The 16,081-nt window shown below is 70.5% G+C and carries 13 protein-coding genes; 10 read left to right on the top strand and 3 right to left on the bottom strand.

The annotated features are described in order from the left end of the window. Positions 1 to 22: 22 nt before the first annotated feature. Together ABZV91_RS18330 and ABZV91_RS18325 are read left to right on the top strand one after the other, a co-directional pair. The gene (locus ABZV91_RS18330) at positions 23 to 823 is read left to right on the top strand and encodes a cyclase family protein (protein WP_355242747.1); all 801 of its coding nucleotides are present in this window, start codon (positions 23 to 25) and stop codon (positions 821 to 823) included. Beyond that, positions 820 to 2,523 (top strand): thiamine pyrophosphate-binding protein, encoded by a 1,704-nt coding sequence (locus tag ABZV91_RS18325; protein ID WP_355242744.1) that lies wholly within the window; start codon positions 820 to 822, stop codon positions 2,521 to 2,523. Before ABZV91_RS18330 ends, ABZV91_RS18325 begins: the two co-directional genes overlap by 4 nt. A 53-nt stretch (positions 2,524 to 2,576) precedes the next feature. Here ABZV91_RS18325 and ABZV91_RS18320 read toward each other — a convergent pair whose 3' ends face one another. Continuing rightward, complete coding sequence (locus ABZV91_RS18320; protein ID WP_355242741.1) at positions 2,577 to 2,720, bottom strand: hypothetical protein; 144 nt, start codon at positions 2,718 to 2,720, stop codon at positions 2,577 to 2,579. A gap of 67 nt (positions 2,721 to 2,787) precedes the next feature. Between ABZV91_RS18320 and ABZV91_RS18315 the strand changes: the two genes are divergently transcribed. The 7 genes from ABZV91_RS18315 (at position 2,788) to ABZV91_RS18285 (ending at position 11,195) form a co-directional block, all read left to right on the top strand. Continuing rightward, entirely contained in the window at positions 2,788 to 3,513 is a 726-nt protein-coding gene (locus ABZV91_RS18315) for a serine hydrolase domain-containing protein (RefSeq protein ID WP_355242738.1), read from the top strand. Between the two features lie 234 nt (positions 3,514 to 3,747). After that, positions 3,748 to 4,200: a protein-tyrosine phosphatase family protein gene (locus tag ABZV91_RS18310; protein WP_355242797.1), complete on the top strand. Its 453-nt coding sequence runs from the start codon at positions 3,748 to 3,750 to the stop codon at positions 4,198 to 4,200. Positions 4,201 to 4,502: 302 nt separating this feature from the next. Then, entirely contained in the window at positions 4,503 to 6,893 is a 2,391-nt protein-coding gene (gene lon, locus ABZV91_RS18305) for an endopeptidase La (RefSeq protein WP_355242735.1), read from the top strand. Between the two features lie 182 nt (positions 6,894 to 7,075). Further along, complete coding sequence (locus ABZV91_RS18300; RefSeq protein ID WP_355242732.1) at positions 7,076 to 7,729, top strand: fasciclin domain-containing protein; 654 nt, start codon at positions 7,076 to 7,078, stop codon at positions 7,727 to 7,729. Between the two features lie 151 nt (positions 7,730 to 7,880). Then, positions 7,881 to 8,540 carry an ECF RNA polymerase sigma factor SigK gene (gene sigK / locus ABZV91_RS18295; RefSeq protein WP_355242729.1) on the top strand — a complete coding sequence of 220 codons (660 nt, stop codon included), beginning with the start codon at positions 7,881 to 7,883 and terminating at the stop codon, positions 8,538 to 8,540. Further along, positions 8,533 to 9,408: an anti-sigma factor gene (locus ABZV91_RS18290; RefSeq protein WP_355242726.1), complete on the top strand. Its 876-nt coding sequence runs from the start codon at positions 8,533 to 8,535 to the stop codon at positions 9,406 to 9,408. The genes sigK and ABZV91_RS18290 overlap by 8 nt, the downstream gene beginning before the upstream one ends. A gap of 185 nt (positions 9,409 to 9,593) precedes the next feature. After that, complete coding sequence (locus ABZV91_RS18285; protein WP_355242723.1) at positions 9,594 to 11,195, top strand: molybdopterin-dependent oxidoreductase; 1,602 nt, start codon at positions 9,594 to 9,596, stop codon at positions 11,193 to 11,195. An 18-nt stretch (positions 11,196 to 11,213) separates the two neighbouring features. Here ABZV91_RS18285 and ABZV91_RS18280 read toward each other — a convergent pair whose 3' ends face one another. Beyond that, positions 11,214 to 13,094, bottom strand: coding sequence for an ABC transporter ATP-binding protein (locus ABZV91_RS18280; protein ID WP_355242720.1), 1,881 nt, complete (start codon positions 13,092 to 13,094; stop codon positions 11,214 to 11,216). A gap of 75 nt (positions 13,095 to 13,169) precedes the next feature. After that, positions 13,170 to 14,282, bottom strand: a complete 1,113-nt coding sequence (locus ABZV91_RS18275) for a DNA polymerase IV (RefSeq protein WP_355242717.1) — start codon at positions 14,280 to 14,282, stop codon at positions 13,170 to 13,172. Positions 14,283 to 14,456: 174 nt separating this feature from the next. On the opposite strand from ABZV91_RS18275, the gene ABZV91_RS18270 reads away from it, so the two are divergent. Next, entirely contained in the window at positions 14,457 to 15,911 is a 1,455-nt protein-coding gene (locus ABZV91_RS18270) for an MFS transporter (protein WP_355242714.1), read from the top strand. Positions 15,912 to 16,081 lie beyond the last annotated feature (170 nt).

The raw sequence follows: 16,081 nt of genomic DNA, 5'->3' as shown, positions 1-16,081 counted from the left end.
GAAACCGGAATAGGGTGCCGACATGAGCAACCCCGAGACCTCGGTACTCCCCGCTTTCCTCGCCGCCCTCGCCGACGGGCGGCTGGAAGTGATCGATCTGACCACGCCGCTGAGCAGTTCCACGCCGGCCCTGCGGCTGCCCGAGCCGTTCGCCAATCTGATCGATTTCAGTCTCGAGGAGGTCAGCGCCTACAACGAACCCGGTCCGTTCTGGCGGCACAACAACATCCACACCGGGGAACATATCGGCACCCACCTCGACGCCCCGGTGCACTGGGTCACCGGGCGCGACGGTGACGATGTGTCGCAGATCCCGGTGGGTCGGCTCATCGGCCCGGCCGCCGTGCTGGACCTCACCGCCGAGGTGGCCGCCGATCCGGACCATCTGCTCACCATCGCCGAGGTGCAGGCCTGGGAAGAGCGGCACGGCCGGTTGACCGAGGGGATGTGGCTGCTGCTGCGCACCGGCTGGGAGTCGCGCGGCCGATCCGAGGCCGAGTTCCTCAACGCCGACGAGACGGGTTCGCATACGCCGGGGGTGGCGGTCGACTGCGCGCGCTGGCTGGCCACCGAGCGGGGCCTGACCGGGCTCGGGGTGGAGACCGTGGGTGTCGACGCCGGCCTGGCCGGTGGTTTCGACCCCGCCTTCCCGGTGCACCACTACTTTCTCGGCAACGACAAATACGGCCTCACCTCGCTGCGCAATCTGGGCCGGCTCCCCGCCGTGGGCGCGATGCTGGTGGTGAGTCCGCTGCCGATCGTCGGCGGTACCGGCAGCCCGTCGCGAGTGCTCGCGGTGCTCGACCGGGCCGGCGCGGCGTGACGGGGGACGGCGCGGCCAATGCCCCGGCGGGCGGGCCCGGCCACGGCCCGACCGTTGCCGATGTGGTGGGCGGGGTGCTGGCCGATCTCGGCTCCGGGCACTGCTTCGGGGTCGTGGGCAGCGGAAATTTCGTGATGACCAACGCGCTGCGCCGCGGTGGTGTGCCCTTCACGGCGGCTCGGCACGAGGGCGGCGCGGCGAGTATGGCCGACGCCTACACCCGGATGTCGGGGCGGGTCGGGGTGCTGTCGGTGCACCAGGGTTGTGGGCTGACCAACGCCATGACCGGGATCGGCGAGGCCGCCAAGAGCCGCACCCCGATGATCGTGCTGACCGCGGACAGTCCGGCGGCGGCGTTGCGGTCCAATTTCCGGGTGGACCAGGAGGCGCTGGCCGGGAGTGTCGGCGCGGTGAGTGACCGGGTGTTCGCGGCGCAGACCGCGGTCGCCGATGTGACGCGGGCCTTCCGGACGGCGGTCGACCGGCGCCGCACCGTGGTCCTCAATGTGGCGATCGACGTCGCCGCCGCCCCGGCCACCGCGACCGGGCCCGTCGTGGCGCCGGTGCTGTTGCCGCCGGTCCGGCCGGGCGCCGAGGCGGTGACGCAGTTGGTGGCGGCGCTGCGCGGTGCGCGCAAGCCGGTTTTCGTGGCGGGCCGCGGCGCTCGCGGGGCCGGGCCTTCGATCGCCGCGCTGGCGCGGGCCTGCGGTGCGCTGGTGGCCACTTCGGCAGTCGCGAACGGACTCTTCGCCGAAGACGAGTTCTCGCTGGGGATTTCGGGGGGCTTCTCGTCGCCGACCAGTGCCGAGCTGATCGCGGGCGCCGATCTCGTGGTCGGCTGGGGCTGTGCGCTGAACATGTGGACCATGCGGCACGGCCGCCTGATCGGGCCCGGCGCCCGGGTGGTGCAGATCGACGACGATATCGACGCCATCGGCGCGCACCGCCCGGTCGATCTCGGGGTACTCGGCGATTGCGCGGCGACCGCTCGGGACGTACTGGCCGAATGGGAACGGTCCGGCGCCCGGCAGGTGAGCGGCTACCGCACCCCGGAGGTGGCGGCCCGCATCGCCCGTACGGGTCGCTGGCAAGACGTCCCGGTGGACGATTCGTCCACCGGCGAGCGGATCGATCCCCGGGCGCTCACCATCGCGCTCGACGAGATCCTGCCGGCGCAGCGGATCGTCTCGATCGACTCCGGGAACTTCATGGGCTACCCCGCCACCCATCTGTCGGTGCCCGACGAGAACGGATTCTGTTTCACTCAGGCGTTCCAGTCGATCGGCCTCGGACTGGGCACCGCGATCGGCGCGGCCTTCGCCCGGCCCGACCGGCTCCCGGTGCTCGGCACCGGGGACGGCGGGTTCCTCATGGCGATCGCCGAGCTGGAAACGGCGGTGCGTTGCGCGCTTCCGCTGGTGGTGATCGTCTACAACGACTCCGCATACGGTGCCGAGGTACACCACTTCGGCACCGCCGACCACGGCACGGTCACTTTTCCCGAGACCGATATCGCCGCTGTGGCCGAGGGATTCGGCGCCACCGGTGTCACCGCCCGTTCGGTCGCCGATCTCGCCCCGGTCCGCGAGTGGGTCGAGCAGTACCGGCGTACGGGCCGGGCCCGGCCGCTGGTGATCGATGCGAAGATCACCAGCGACGGTGGCGCGTGGTGGCTGGCGGAGGCGTTCGCCGGGCACTGAATCCGCGAGCTCGGGCAGGAACGGAACAGGTCTCGCCGGAATGAGAACGTGTTCTAATCGTGGGTGTGACGGTGGAAGGATACGCCGACCCCGCCTTCGGTGCGGTTCGCGAGGTCTTCGCGGCGAATCTGGCGACGGGCGCGGATCTCGGAGCCGCGGGCAAGGAGGCCACCACCCTGGCGGATCTGCTGGCCCACCGGGCCGGTCTGCCCGCGTTCGACCGGCCGGTCACCGTCGCCGAGGCGGCCGGCCGACCCCCGGGCGATGGCCGCACTGCTCGCCGCACAGCGACCGGTGTGGGAGCCGGGTACCCGGCACGGTTATCACGCTCTGACCTTCGGCTGGCTGGCCGGTGAATTCGTCAGACGGCACACCGGTGATTCGGTCGCGGCCTATGTGGCCGAGCATTTCGGGCCCGACCTGTGTCTCGGAATCCCACGGGTCCCGCCGGCGCGCACCACCTTCCCCGAACGCTCCGGCACCGTCCGGTTCACCACCGATACCGGGCACGGTGCCACCGCACGACTCGTACGTGCCTACGGAGATCCGGACTCGTTGATCATGCGCGGCTCGACCAACCCGCGCGCCTCCTACTCCGATCCCGCGGTCCAGGCGGGCGGCTGGCCGGCCAGCGGCCTGCACACGACCGCGCGGTCGCTGGCCGGGTTCTATCGTGACCTGGGCGAAGGCGCCCTGCTGCCCGAGGAGATCCTGCGCACGGCCGCCGCCGAACAGGTCCGCGGCCCGGACGAGGTGCTTATGCTGGAAAGCGCGTTCGGCCTGGGCTACATGCTGCCCGCGGCGACCCTGGCGCTGCCCGAACCGGCGCGCTCCGGCGCATTCGGCCACCCCGGCACGGGCGGGTCGCTGGGGCTCGCCGATCCCGGACACCGGATCGCGTTCGGTTTCGTACCGAACCTGCGCCGTGACGCCTTCGACGGAGATACCCGCGCCCACGACCTCGTGGCCGCCGTCTACGACTCGCTGTGACCCGGTCCGGGGTTCCCGCTCGGGACCCGGTATCGCCGGACCGTACCCACCGGTGCGAACGTCTCACCGCTTTCTCGCCAGGTCGTGGGGAATGAGCAGTACGTCCCGATCGGCGAGTCGCTCCGTGGGTGCGAAGGGGTCCGGTGAGACGCGACTCGCGGGGCCGGGCACACCTCGACCCACCCGCGAGCAGCGCCGAGCGCCCGCGGTACATACCGTCGGACGAAGCATTCCATTCGACGAAAGGGTCATCGATGCCGAACCGGTCCTGGGACCCGGCCCGCTCCCGGAGTGTTGCGCCTGCCATCCGGGCGTCTGGTGCGTGGCAGGGGGCTCCGTAATCCCCTTCCACCGGGCGACGAGCCGCGCTTCGGGGTGTACTTGCGATCCCGTGAACCCGCGCCGGTCGAGTGGGAGAGCCGATGGGTGCAGTGGCCGGATTTCTGGCTGCCCTCCGATCGCGGCGCACTCGCCCCGGTGCTGCGTGAATTGCTCGAGCGCTCCGAGAGCGAGCGCGTCGAGATCGCCTGCGGCGGTGGCTTCGGCCGTACCGGCACGGCCATGTCTTGTCTCGCGGTGCTCGACGGGATACCGGCCGCCGAAGCCGTCGATTACATCCGAGCGAACTACTCGCGTAGGGCCGTCGAAATGCCATGGCAGCAGCGATTCGTCACCCGTTTCGAGTGACGTTGCGCTCGCCTCGCCGACGCGTTCGGTATCGGTCCGTCGCCGCTCGACGGTCGGCCGGTGATCTCGACCGGGTATGGCGCCCCACCGCGACGGTGTGGTCGGCGAACCGTTCGTATCATCGGCCCGGCAGGCGCAGATCGACAGCGGCGGTAGTACCGAGCCCGGCCAGACCGCGTAGCTGGCAGGTGCCGGTGGCGGCAGCCGAATTATTCGCCGTGGGCGAACAGGGTCGCGCGGTGGAACAAAGGCGAACCCGACCAAGTTGAGTGGGTGTAGCTCAACTATTGGAGGTTGTGTTCGTGACTACACCACTGAATCTTCCGGTGCTGTTCCTGACCGATCCCATCGTGCTGCCCGGGATGGTCGTGCCGATCGAACTGGACGAATCCGCGCAGGCGGCCATCGACGCCGCGCAGGCCGCGCAGACCGGGACCGTACTGCTGGCTCCGCGCCTGTCCGAGGGTTATGCCGCCTACGGCGTGATCGCCACCATCGAGCAGATCGGCCGGATGCGCGGCGGTACGCCCGCCGCGGTGCTGAAGGCGGAACGGCGCGCGAAGATCGGTCACGGGGTCACCGGCCCCGGCGCCGCACTGTGGGTGGAGGCCGAACCGGTCGAAATCCCCGCCGCCGACGGACGTACCAGGGAACTGGCCGCCGAGTACAAGAAGCTGGTCGTCTCGGTGCTGCAGAAGCGCGAGGCGTGGCAGATGGTCGACGCCTTCAACCAGCTCACCGATCCGTCCGCCATCGCCGATACCGCGGGCTACGCCGCGTATCTCACCGATGAGCAGAAACGCGAACTGCTCGAGACCCCGGACGTCGCCCAGCGGCTGAACCGGCTGATCGAATGGACCAGGGCGCATATCGCCGAGGCCGAGGTCACCGAGAAGATCGGTGACGAGGTCCGCGAGAACATGGAGAAGAGTCAGCGCGAATTCCTGCTGCGCCAGCAACTCAACGCCATCCGCAAGGAACTCGGCGAGGACGAGCCGGACGGCGCCGACGACTACCGCACCCGCGTCGAGCAGGCCGACCTGCCCGACAGCGTGCGCGAGGCGGCGCTGCGCGAGGTCGGGCGGTTGGAGCGCTCCAGCGATCAGAGCCCGGAAACCGGGTGGATCCGCACCTGGCTGGATACCGTTCTGGAACTGCCATGGCAGGTGAAAACCGAGGATTCCACCGATGTGGCCGCGGCTCGGGCTGTACTCGACGCCGACCATCACGGCCTGGACGAGGTGAAGGACCGGATGGTCGAGTACCTGGCGGTCCGGGCGCGGCGGGCACAACGCGGCCTGGAGGTCGTGGGCGGCCGCGGATCCGGCGCGGTGCTGGTGCTGGCCGGCCCGCCCGGGGTCGGTAAGACCTCGCTCGGTGAATCCGTCGCCCGCGCCCTGGGCCGCAAGTTCGTCCGGGTCGCCCTCGGCGGTGTGCGGGACGAGGCGGAGATCCGCGGCCACCGGCGCACCTATGTGGGCGCGATGCCCGGCCGGATCGTGCGGGCGATCAAGGAGGCCGGTTCCATGAACCCGGTCGTTCTGCTGGACGAGGTCGACAAGATCGGTTCGGATTTCCGGGGCGACCCGGCGGCGGCCCTGCTCGAGGTACTCGACCCCGCGCAGAACCACACCTTCCGCGATCACTACCTGGATATGGACCTGGACCTGTCCGATGTGCTGTTCCTGGCCACGGCCAATGTCATGGAGACCATCCCGGGGCCGCTGCTGGACCGGATGGAAGTGATCACGGTCGACGGGTACACCGAGGACGACAAGGTGGCCATCGCCCGCGACTTCCTGCTGCCCCGGCAGCTGGAACGCAACGCGTTGACCGCCGAGGAGGTCCGGGTCACCGACGCGGCGCTGCGCGAGGTCGCGGCGAACTACACCCGGGAGGCCGGCGTGCGGCAGCTCGAGCGGCTGATCGCCAAGGCGTTGCGCAAGGCGGCGACGCGATTGTCCGAGACCGGTGGCGCCGGGACCAGGACGGATACGGAGACCCCGGGCACCGGGGCCACGGCACAAGCGCAGACCATCGATATCGCGGATCTGAAGGAATACCTCGGGCGTCCGCGCTTCACCCCGGATTCGGCGGAACGCACCGCGGTGCCGGGTGTGGCGACCGGCCTGGCGGTCACCGGGCTCGGCGGTGACGTCCTCTACATCGAGGCCAATACGGCCGAGGGCGAGCGGGCCCTGACCCTGACCGGTCAGCTGGGCGACGTCATGAAGGAGTCGGCGCAGATCGCGCTCACCTATGTGCGGTCGCACCTGGGTGAGATCGGCATCGAATCGGCGGTGCTGGACCGTAACCTGCACGTCCACGTGCCCGCCGGTGCCGTACCCAAGGACGGACCGTCGGCCGGTGTCACCATGGTCACCGCGCTCGTGTCGCTGGCCCTGGGCCGGCCGGTGCGCTCCGATGTCGGCATGACGGGTGAGGTCACGTTGAACGGCCGGGTGCTGCCGATCGGCGGGGTGAAGCAGAAGCTGCTCGCCGCACAGCGCGCCGGACTGAAGACGGTGTTCATCCCGGCCCGCAACGAACCGGACCTGGACGACGTCCCCGCCGATGTGCTGGCCGAGCTCGACGTCCGCCCGGTGGGCGATGTCGCCGAGATCCTGGCCTATGCCATCGAACCGGTGCGGGAACCGGCCCTGGACGGGCGCACGCTGGCGGCCAGCGCCTGATCCAGTGGCCGAATGGGCCGCGGCGACTCGAAAGGGTCGCCGCGGCCCATTCGTACGTGATCGTTTCGCTCGGCCGATTCCGGACCGGTCCCATCCGCTACGCCGTGCCACCCGAATTCCGTCCTGCAATGTTCACGGTGCGCCCGCTCGCGGGTCGTCCTGGCCGAAAGTGATGGAAATCCATGAAGAGCATGCGACGCGTTGTGCTTGCGGCGACGATTGTCTCGACCGCCGCCCTGCTGGGTTCGACGGCCTGTTCCACCGACGCGGCCAGTGATTCCGCCGGACCGGCCACCAGTAGCCCGGCGGCGAATCCCGGGTCGCGGGCCGCCGACGATCCGGCCGCCGGTCTGGTGGGACCCGGTTGCGCGAACTACGCGGCGCAGGTGCCCACCGGCGCGGGGTCGGTCGGCGGTATGGCCCAGGACCCGGTCGCGGTGGCGGCCTCGAACAACCCGATGCTGAAGACCCTGGTCCAGGCGGTATCCGGCAAGATCAATCCGCAGGTGAACCTGGTCGATACGCTCAACGGCGGCGAATTCACCGTCTTCGCCCCGGTCGATTCGGCCTTCGCGCAGATCGATCCGGCGACGCTCGACAGTCTGAAGACCGACTCCGCCACCCTGACGAAGATCCTGACCTATCACGTCGTGCCCGGCCGGATCGCACCCGCCGATATCGCCGGCGACCACGCCACGGTCCAGGGCGGGGCCGTCGAGGTCACCCGGGACGGTGACAACATCGAGGTCGGGGACGCCTCGGTGATCTGCGGCGGAGTACAGACGGCGAACGCCACGGTGTACATGATCGACAAGGTCCTCATGCCGCCGGCCTGATCGTTACGGGTGCGGGTGCGGTCCGCGTACATCAGACTGGCGGAATGATGCGTTGTGTTCGGCACGGTGACCTGAACAACAACCCGGGACGTGAACCCATCCCGGCCGGGGGCCGCGGCGAACGCCTTCCCATGCAGTCGAGGGCACGATCATGACGAAGAGCCCGGGGTCCGGCCCGATCCGGTTGGCCGATGCCGATACCGATGGCGGCGCGGCCTGCCCGGTTCGCACCGGTGGGCACGACGATCGCGCGACGCAACGACGCCTCGCCGAGCTGCTGTCCGCGGCAGGCGACGGCGACCGGGAAGCGTTCACCCGGTTCTACCGGGAGACCAGCCCGCGCGTATTCGGGCTGGCGCGGCGCATCCTGCGCAGTCCGGGAGCGGCCGAGGAAGCCACCCAGGAGGTGTATCTCCAGGTCTGGTCCGCGGCGGCTCGCTACGACCCGGCCCGGTCGAGCGCCATCGGCTGGTTGATGATGATCACCCACCGGCGCGCCGTGGACCGGGTCCGGGCCGAGGAGTCCGCCACCGGTAGAGAGACCGTCTACGGACACACTCATTTGGGGCGTGATCACGACATAGTCTCCGAAACGGTGGATCAGCGCCTCGATGAGCAGGCGGTCCGCGACTGCCTCGGGGTACTGACCGCCACACAGCGGGAGGCGGTCGCCCTCGCCTATTACAGCGGCCGCACCTACCGCGAGGTGGCCGACCACCTCGAGTCTGCGCTGCCCACCGTCAAAAGCCGCATCCGCGATGGTCTCAAGCGGCTCCAGAATTGCCTCGCAGGGGTTGTCTCCGATGCCTGATACCTCACTACCCGAATCGCCGGAGAACGGTGGCGAGCTACTGGATCTCGCGTTCCCGTACGCCCTCCACGCGGTGGACACCGCCGAGGGCGCGGAAATCCGGCAGCGGGTGCACGCGGCCGATCCCGCGACCGCGCGCGCTTTCCACGACACCGTCCGAGAAGTGCGGGAAGCCATGGCTGCGCTGTCGGTTCTCGATGCCCAGACTCCGCCGGCCCGGATAGAGGCCCGGATTCTCGCGTCCCTGGAACAGGCGCCGGGTGCTCGGTCGGCGATCCGGCGGTCGGCGCGGACCGGGACAGCGCACGACGACGCCCTCGGTTCCGCCGGGTCCACGCAAGCCGGGCCGGCGGCTTCCGGGCACGGTGCCGGCAACACCGACCGGACGGCGCGCGCCCGTGACCGTAGACGGGCGCTTTCGCGCCGGTGGACTGTGGTGGGCGCGGCGGCCGCGGTGGTGGCCGCGATCGGTATCGCGGTCGGGGTGGGCGTGGTCGCCGAGCGCGGCGACGGACCGTCCGCGACCGTGAGCGCGCAGGAGGTGCTGGCCCAGCCGGACGCCCGCACCACCAGCAGCCCGATCGGTGCCGGCGGAATTCTCACCGTCCACGTATCCGACGCGCTGGGCGCGGCCACCGTGTCCTTCGCCGCGGCCCCCGCACCGCCGCCCGGCAGCGATTACCAGCTGTGGCTCATCGACGCGAACGGGACGCCGCGGTCGGCCGGGGTGTTGACCGATCTGCCGGGCGCGAACGATCCGTACGTCACCGAGTTCACCGGTTCGGACCAGCTCGCGATCACACTGGAGCCCGATGGAGGGTCGCCCGCGCCGACAGGGGATCCACTCGTGGCTGTCGCGCTCGGCTGAGTCCGCGATTCCGGGGCGCGTCCGCCCGCTCCGGTCCACCGTCGTGGAGCGGAATCCGACGTTTCGGTGACGCCGTGCCGGGACGTCTTCCCTGCCGCGGCCAGGAGTGACACCATCCGCAGTGGGCCATGTGACGAATTCCCACCGCCGGTGCGCCCCGCGCCGGTGGATGAACGAGGACGCTGATGCAGGACACGACGAGTTCGACCGGTTCTCCGGGGCCGGATCAGCCGGATCAGCCGGATCGGCGCACCGTCGGCCGGTTCGCGGCGGGACTGAGCGGTCTGCTGGCCGCCGCCGTCGTGCTCGGCGTCGGTGAACTGATCGCGGCCCTGATCGCTCCCGACGCCTCGCCGTTCCTGGCCACCGGGGCGACCGTGGTCGACCACACCCCGCAGACCCTGCGGGAGTTCGCGATCGAACAGTTCGGGACCCGCGACAAGCTCGTGCTGTTCCTCGGCATGGGCACGGTGATGGTGGCGCTCGCCGTGGTGGCGGGATCGCTGGAACGGCGCCGACCCTACGGCAGCGCGCTGCTGGCCGGGCTCGCTGTGGTCGTCGGTATCGCGGTGATGCAGCGGCCGAACGCCACGGCGGTGTTCGCCGTGCCGATTCTGCTCGGTACCGTCGCCGGAATTCTCACCCTGCGGATGCTGATCACCCGGGCACCGCGCCACGCGGCTTCGGAGGGCGCCGCCGCGGGCGGGTCCGGTACCGACGCCGCACGGCGTCGGTTCCTGGTATCGGCCGCCGGGGCGGTGGTACTTGCCGCCGGATCCGCCGCGGCCGGGCGGTGGATCGGCGAACGTGCGCGCGCGGTGACCGCTGATGTGCGGCGTTTCGTGATCCCGCGGCCGGAGGTGGCGGCCGCGCCCGTACCGCCGGGCACCGACCCGCCCGTCCCGGGACTCACCCCGTTCCGCACCCCCAGCGACACCTTCTACCGCATCGATACCGCCCTGCGCCTACCCGCGTTGACCAGCGCCGACTGGCGGCTGCGGATCCACGGCATGGTGGACCGCGAAATCCGGCTCACCATGGACGATCTGCTGCGGCGGCCCGCCGTGGAGAAGATGATCACTCTGACCTGTGTGTCCAACGAGGTCGGTGGTGAATTGACCGGCAACGCGAGCTGGATCGGGTACCCGCTGGCCGATCTCCTCGCCGAGGCCGGGGTCCGGCCGGACGCGGATATGGTGCTGTCCACCAGCGTGGACGGTTTCACCGCCGGTACCCCGGTCGCGGCGCTCACCGATGGTCGCGACGCCCTGCTCGCGGTGGGTATGAACGGTGCTCCGCTGCCGGTCGAGCACGGTTACCCGGCCCGGCTGGTGGTGCCCGGTCTCTACGGATATGTCAGCGCCACGAAATGGGTTGTGGATCTGGAGATCACCCGGTTCGATCGGGCCCAGGCCTATTGGACCCGGCGCGGCTGGTCGGCATTCGGCCCGATCAAAACCGCCTCCCGTATCGATGTTCCGGCGGCGTTCGGCCGTGTCCCTGCGGGACCGGTGGTGGTGGCCGGGGTGGCCTGGGCTCAGCATCGCGGGATCGCTGCGGTCGAGGTCCAGGTCGACGACGGTCCCTGGCAGCCGGCCGACCTGGCGCCGGAGTACTCCGTGGATACCTGGCGGCAGTGGACCTGGCGCTGGGACGCGCCACCCGGTTCGCACACCCTGCGGGTACGGGCCACCGATGGGTCCGGCCGGGTGCAGACCGCGGAACGCGCCGACCCGGTCCCGGACGGCGCGACGGGTTGGCACAGCCGGACGGTCACCGTCGGCTGACGATGACCGTCCGGTCCGCTATGCCGCGGCCGGCGCCGGTTCCTGGGCGAACTGGGTCCGGTACAGCTCGGCGTAGCGCCCGTCCGCGGCGAGGAGTTCGGTATGCGAGCCGCGTTCCACGATGCGTCCGGATTCGAGCACCAGAATCTGATCGGCCGCCCGTACCGTCGAGAGCCGGTGGGCGATCACCAGGGCGGTACGACCTTGGAGCGCTTCGGTCAGCGCGGCCTGCACCGCCGCCTCGGAGGTCGAGTCGAGCGAGGCGGTCGCCTCGTCCAGCACCACCACCCGTGGTTGTTTGAGCAGCAGCCGGGCGATGGTGAGGCGCTGGCGCTCACCGCCGGAGAGGCGATAGCCGCGTTCCCCCACCACCGTGTCGAGCCCGTCGGGCAGGCTCGCGATCAGATCGCTCAGCCGTGCCCGTGCCAGCGCGTCCCACAGCTGTTCCTCGCCGGCCTCCGGGGCGGCCAGCAGCAGATTGGCCCGGATGGTGTCGTGGAACAGATGGCCGTCCTGGGTGACCAGGCCGACGGTTTCCTGGATCGACTGCGTGGTGAGTTCGCGGATATCGGTGCCGCCCAGCCGGACCGCACCCGAATCCACATCGTAGAGCCGGGAAACCAGCTGAGCGATGGTCGATTTGCCGGCGCCGGAGGAGCCGACCAGGGCGATCAGCTGGCCGGGTTCGGCGCGCAGCGTCACCCCGTGCAGCACTTCCTCCCCGCCGCGGGTGTCCAGTGTCGCCACCTCTTCCAGCGAGGCCAGCGAGACCTTGTCCGCGGCCGGGTATCCGAAACGGACATCGTCGAGTTCCACCGCGACGGGGCCGGCGGGCACCGGGCGCGCGCCGGGAGCGTCCTCGATCAGCGGTTTCAGATCGAGCACCTCGAAGACCCGCTCGAAACTGACCAGCGCTGACATGATCTCCATCCGGGCACTGGCCAGCGCGGTGAGCGGGGAGTACAGCCTGGTCAGCAGCAGGGAAAGGGCCACCACGGCACCTGCGTCCAATTGCCCGCGCAGCGCGTACCAGCCGCCGAGGCCGTACACCAGGGCGACGGCCAGCGCCGAAACCAGTGTCAATGCCGTGACGAAAACGGTCTGCAGCATGGCGGTGCGCACACCGATATCGCGGACCCGCCGCGCCCGCAGCGCGAATTCGGCCGATTCCTGGGCCGGACGGCCGAAGAGTTTCACCAGCGTCGCGCCCGGCGCGGAGAAACGCTCGGTCATCTGCGTGCTCATCGCCGCGTTCAATCCGGCCGCCTCCCGCTGGATATCGGCCAGCCGGTCGCCCATCCGCCGGGCCGGGATCACGAACACCGGCAGCAGGAGTAGTGCGAGCAGGGTGATCTGCCAGGACAATTGGAGCATCACCACCAGGGTCAGCGCCACGGTGACGATATTGGCGACCACACCCGAGAGGGTGTCGCTGAAAGCGCGCTGCGCCCCGATCACATCATTGTTCAAGCGGCTGACCAGCGCGCCGGTCCGGGTCCGGGTGAAGAAGGCGATCGGCATCCGCTGGACGTGATCGAAGACCGCGGTCCGCAGGTCGAGGATCAGGCCCTCCCCGATCCGCGCCGACAGCCACCGGATGGCCAGGCCCAGGCCCGCGTCGAGGACGGCCAGCACGCCGATGGCCAGCGCCAGCAGTATCACCGTCCGCGGGGGCGACCCGGCGAAGATGTCGTCGACCACCCGGCCCGCGAGCAGCGGCGTGGCCACCACCAGCACCGCCGCGGCCACGCTGAGGACGAGAAAGGCGATCAGGCGCCGCCGATGTGGCCGGGCGAAGCGCAGAATGCGCCGCGCCGTGGCGAGACTGAACGACCGTGTCTCCTCGGGTGCGTGCATGCGCCGGTACATCTGGTCCCAGGCCACCGATTCCATGCTCATCTGACAATGTCCTTCCGCTCCGGAGCACGATTGAACTCCGGTGCACCGACACTAAAAGCTGAACCAATGTTCAGGTCAAGCGCCGGGGGCGGGCCCGTCACCGTTCCCGGGTGCCTGCGCGACCGGGGCGAGTTCGAGACGGACTCCGAGCAACCGGATCGGACGATCCAGCGGGAAGCGACCCAGCACCCGCAGCGCCGCCTCGACGATCGCGGGGATATCGGTGGTCGGCTCCGGCAGTTTGGACTGTTTGCTGCGGGTATAGAAGGTGCTGGTGCGCACGGTGACCGAGACCCGGGTGGCGATCCGGCCCGCCTCGATGATCTCCGCCGCGACCTCCGCCGCCAGGCGGGCCACCTGCGCGCCGATCTCGGCCGGATCGACCAGATCCCGCGCGAAGGTCTGCGATCTGCTCCGCCCCACCGCCGGCGGCGGTCTCGTCACCACCTCGGTATCACCGGCGCCGCGACTCATCACCCACAACGCGGGACCGTTCGCCGGGCCGAACTCCGCCGCGAGCCGGGACCGATCGGCGGTCATCAGATCCCCGACGGTATGGATATCGAGCTCGGCCAGCCGGGCCGCGATCCGGCTACCGATCCCCCAGAGCGCGTTCGTCGGACGATGGGCCATCACCTCGGACCAGTTCGCGGCGGTGAGCCGGAACATACCGTCGTGCGCTCCCGGATGGTCGGTGGCGGCGACCCCGGGTTTCCCCACCGACTTCGCGAAACCGGTGGCCAGTTTCGCGGTGAGCTTGTTGTCGCCGATGCCGATCGCGCAGGTGAGATCCAGTTCTTCCACCGCGGCCCGGATCGCCCGGGCGAATTCTTCGGGCCGCTCGGTATCGACCGCCACGAACGCCTCGTCCCACCCCCACACCTCCACCTGATCGGTGAACGCGCGCAGCCGCGCCATGACCTCCTCGGACGCTTCCTCGTAGCAGGGAACGTCCAAGGGCAGGAAGACCGCCTCCGGGCACTTTCGCGCCGCCGACCGCAATGCCATCCCCGCCCGCACTCCGTAGGCGCGCGCCGGATACGACGCGCAGGTCACCACCTTGCGGGGCTCGTCCGGGTCGCCGTTTCCGCCGACGATCACCGGCTGCCCGCGTAGTGCGGGATGGCGCCGGTATTCCACCGCGGCCTGGAATTGGTCGAGGTCGACGTGCAACAGCCATCGGGCCACGACACCGTCTTACTCCTACCGGGTGACAAGAAGGGGGATATCGGGGCAGCGCGGGCCGAGTGGCCCGGGCCGGGCACCGGCGGTGTGGCGTTCGCGACATGCTCCGTGGGTGCCGGACGGCCCGCCGCGGTCGTAGGTTACAGAGGATTCACCTGTTCCGACCGGGAGGTGGCCGTGGCGGTAAGACCCGGCGAACCGGCGACGACCGTGACCCCGGCGACGGCGCGCCGGCTCGTACCGGCCGCCGTGCTGATTGCGCTGGTGGTGGCCGTCGTGGGCAGTCTCGGCGCACCCCTGATCACCGCGGTGGCGGGGGAGTTCGGCGTCTCGCTGACGGCAGCGCAGTGGACACTCACCGCGCCGCTACTGGTCGGTGCGGTCGCCACCCCGGTACTGGGCCGGCTCGGCGCCGGCCCGCACCGGCGCCGGGTCGTGCTCGCCACGCTCACCGTGGTCGCGGTGGGCGGGCTGCTGACCGTGGTGCCGCCGTCGTTCGGCTGGCTGCTGGCCGGCCGGGTCGCGCAAGGCGCCGGGCTGGGGCTGACCGCGCTGATGATGGGTATCGCCCGTGACCACCTGCCGGCCGATCGCGCCGGCCGGGCCGTCGCGCTGCTCTCGGTGGCCTCCACGGTCGGTATCGGTATCGGCTACCCGCTCGCCGGCCTGCTCACCGAGCTCGGTGGCGTGCGGGCGGCCTACGGCGTGGGCCTGCTGATCACCGTGGTCGCGTGGCTCACCGCCCGGTCCACGGTGCCGCAGTCCCCGCCCGGACGCGCGGCGACGGTCGATGTGCCGGGGGCCATGCTGTTGGGCGGCGGCCTGTCGGCACTCCTGCTCGCGATCGGCCAGAGCACCCTCTGGACCGACCGCCCGGCCCGAGGCATCGCACTCACGGCCACGGCCGCGGTACTGCTCGCGGCCTGGGCGCACCGCGAACGCCGATGCGCCGCACCGCTGGTGGACCTCGCCCTGCTGCGCAGCCCGGCGGTCGCGAGCGCCAATATCGTCATGCTGCTCGGCGGTATAGGCATGTACCTGCTGCTGACCCTGGTGACCCGCTATGTGCAGACACCGGCCACGGCCGGCTACGGGTTCGGCGTCGATGTCTTCGTCGCGGGACTGGTGCTCGTGCCGTTCTCGGTGCTGGGGTTCGCCGGCGGCAAGCTGGTGCCGCGGTTGCGCGCGCGTTTCGCCCCGCCGACGGTGCTCGCCGCCGGGGCCGGGGTGGTCCTGGTGGCGCTGATCCTGTTCGCCCTGAGCCGGAACCGGCTGTGGCTGCCCTTCACCGTGATGGGTGTGCTCGGACTGGGTGTCGGGATATTCTCGGCGGCCGTGCCGGCCGCGATCCTCGCCGTCACTCCCGCGGCGGAGACCGCGAGCGCGATGAGTTTCAACCAGGTGGTCCGTAGTGTCGGCTTCTCGATCGGCAGTGCGCTGGGCGGGCTGGCGCTGGCGGCCTACATTCCCGCGGGCTCGGTTTTCCCCGTCGACGCCGGATATACAACAGCGGCCGTGCTCGGTGCGGTGGCGATGGTCGTGACGATCGTTGTGGCGCTGGTACTTCGGCGGGGACAGGCCTCGGTCACCGTCCGGCCGTCGCGTGGCGAGACCCTGCCGCCCGAGCGCTGAACATTCGGTTCGGCCGGTTCTCCACCGGCGCAGCCGATCACCGAATCCCAGGGTGGCCGAAACGGTTCGGCCGATCCGTCCGGTCGCCGCGAACTGCCTCGCGTCTGCGGAGGCCGTGTCCTGGCATCGCCGTTCGGGAAGCTCATCACCGGGCCGCGGGCTCGCATCCG

This window comes from Nocardia sp. NPDC004568 (genome assembly GCF_040609955.1).
In the GTDB taxonomy this organism is placed as follows: Bacteria; Actinomycetota; Actinomycetes; order Mycobacteriales; family Mycobacteriaceae; genus Nocardia.
The sequence above is the reverse complement of the archived record's forward strand: the minus strand, read 5'-3'. Positions and strand labels throughout refer to the sequence as shown.

What these genes read in the sequence shown, in the direction of transcription:
- ABZV91_RS18330 (WP_355242747.1), top strand. Translation starts at nt 23, where the DNA reads ATGAGCAACCCCGAGACCTCGGTACTCCCCGCTTTCCTCGCCGCCCTC.
- ABZV91_RS18280 (WP_355242720.1), bottom strand. Translation starts at nt 13,094, where the DNA reads ATGAGCATGGAATCGGTGGCCTGGGACCAGATGTACCGGCGCATGCAC.
- ABZV91_RS18300 (WP_355242732.1), top strand. Translation starts at nt 7,076, where the DNA reads ATGAAGAGCATGCGACGCGTTGTGCTTGCGGCGACGATTGTCTCGACC.
- ABZV91_RS18285 (WP_355242723.1), top strand. Translation starts at nt 9,594, where the DNA reads ATGCAGGACACGACGAGTTCGACCGGTTCTCCGGGGCCGGATCAGCCG.
- ABZV91_RS18315 (WP_355242738.1), top strand. Translation starts at nt 2,788, where the DNA reads ATGGCCGCACTGCTCGCCGCACAGCGACCGGTGTGGGAGCCGGGTACC.
- ABZV91_RS18290 (WP_355242726.1), top strand. Translation starts at nt 8,533, where the DNA reads ATGCCTGATACCTCACTACCCGAATCGCCGGAGAACGGTGGCGAGCTA.
- sigK (WP_355242729.1), top strand. Translation starts at nt 7,881, where the DNA reads ATGACGAAGAGCCCGGGGTCCGGCCCGATCCGGTTGGCCGATGCCGAT.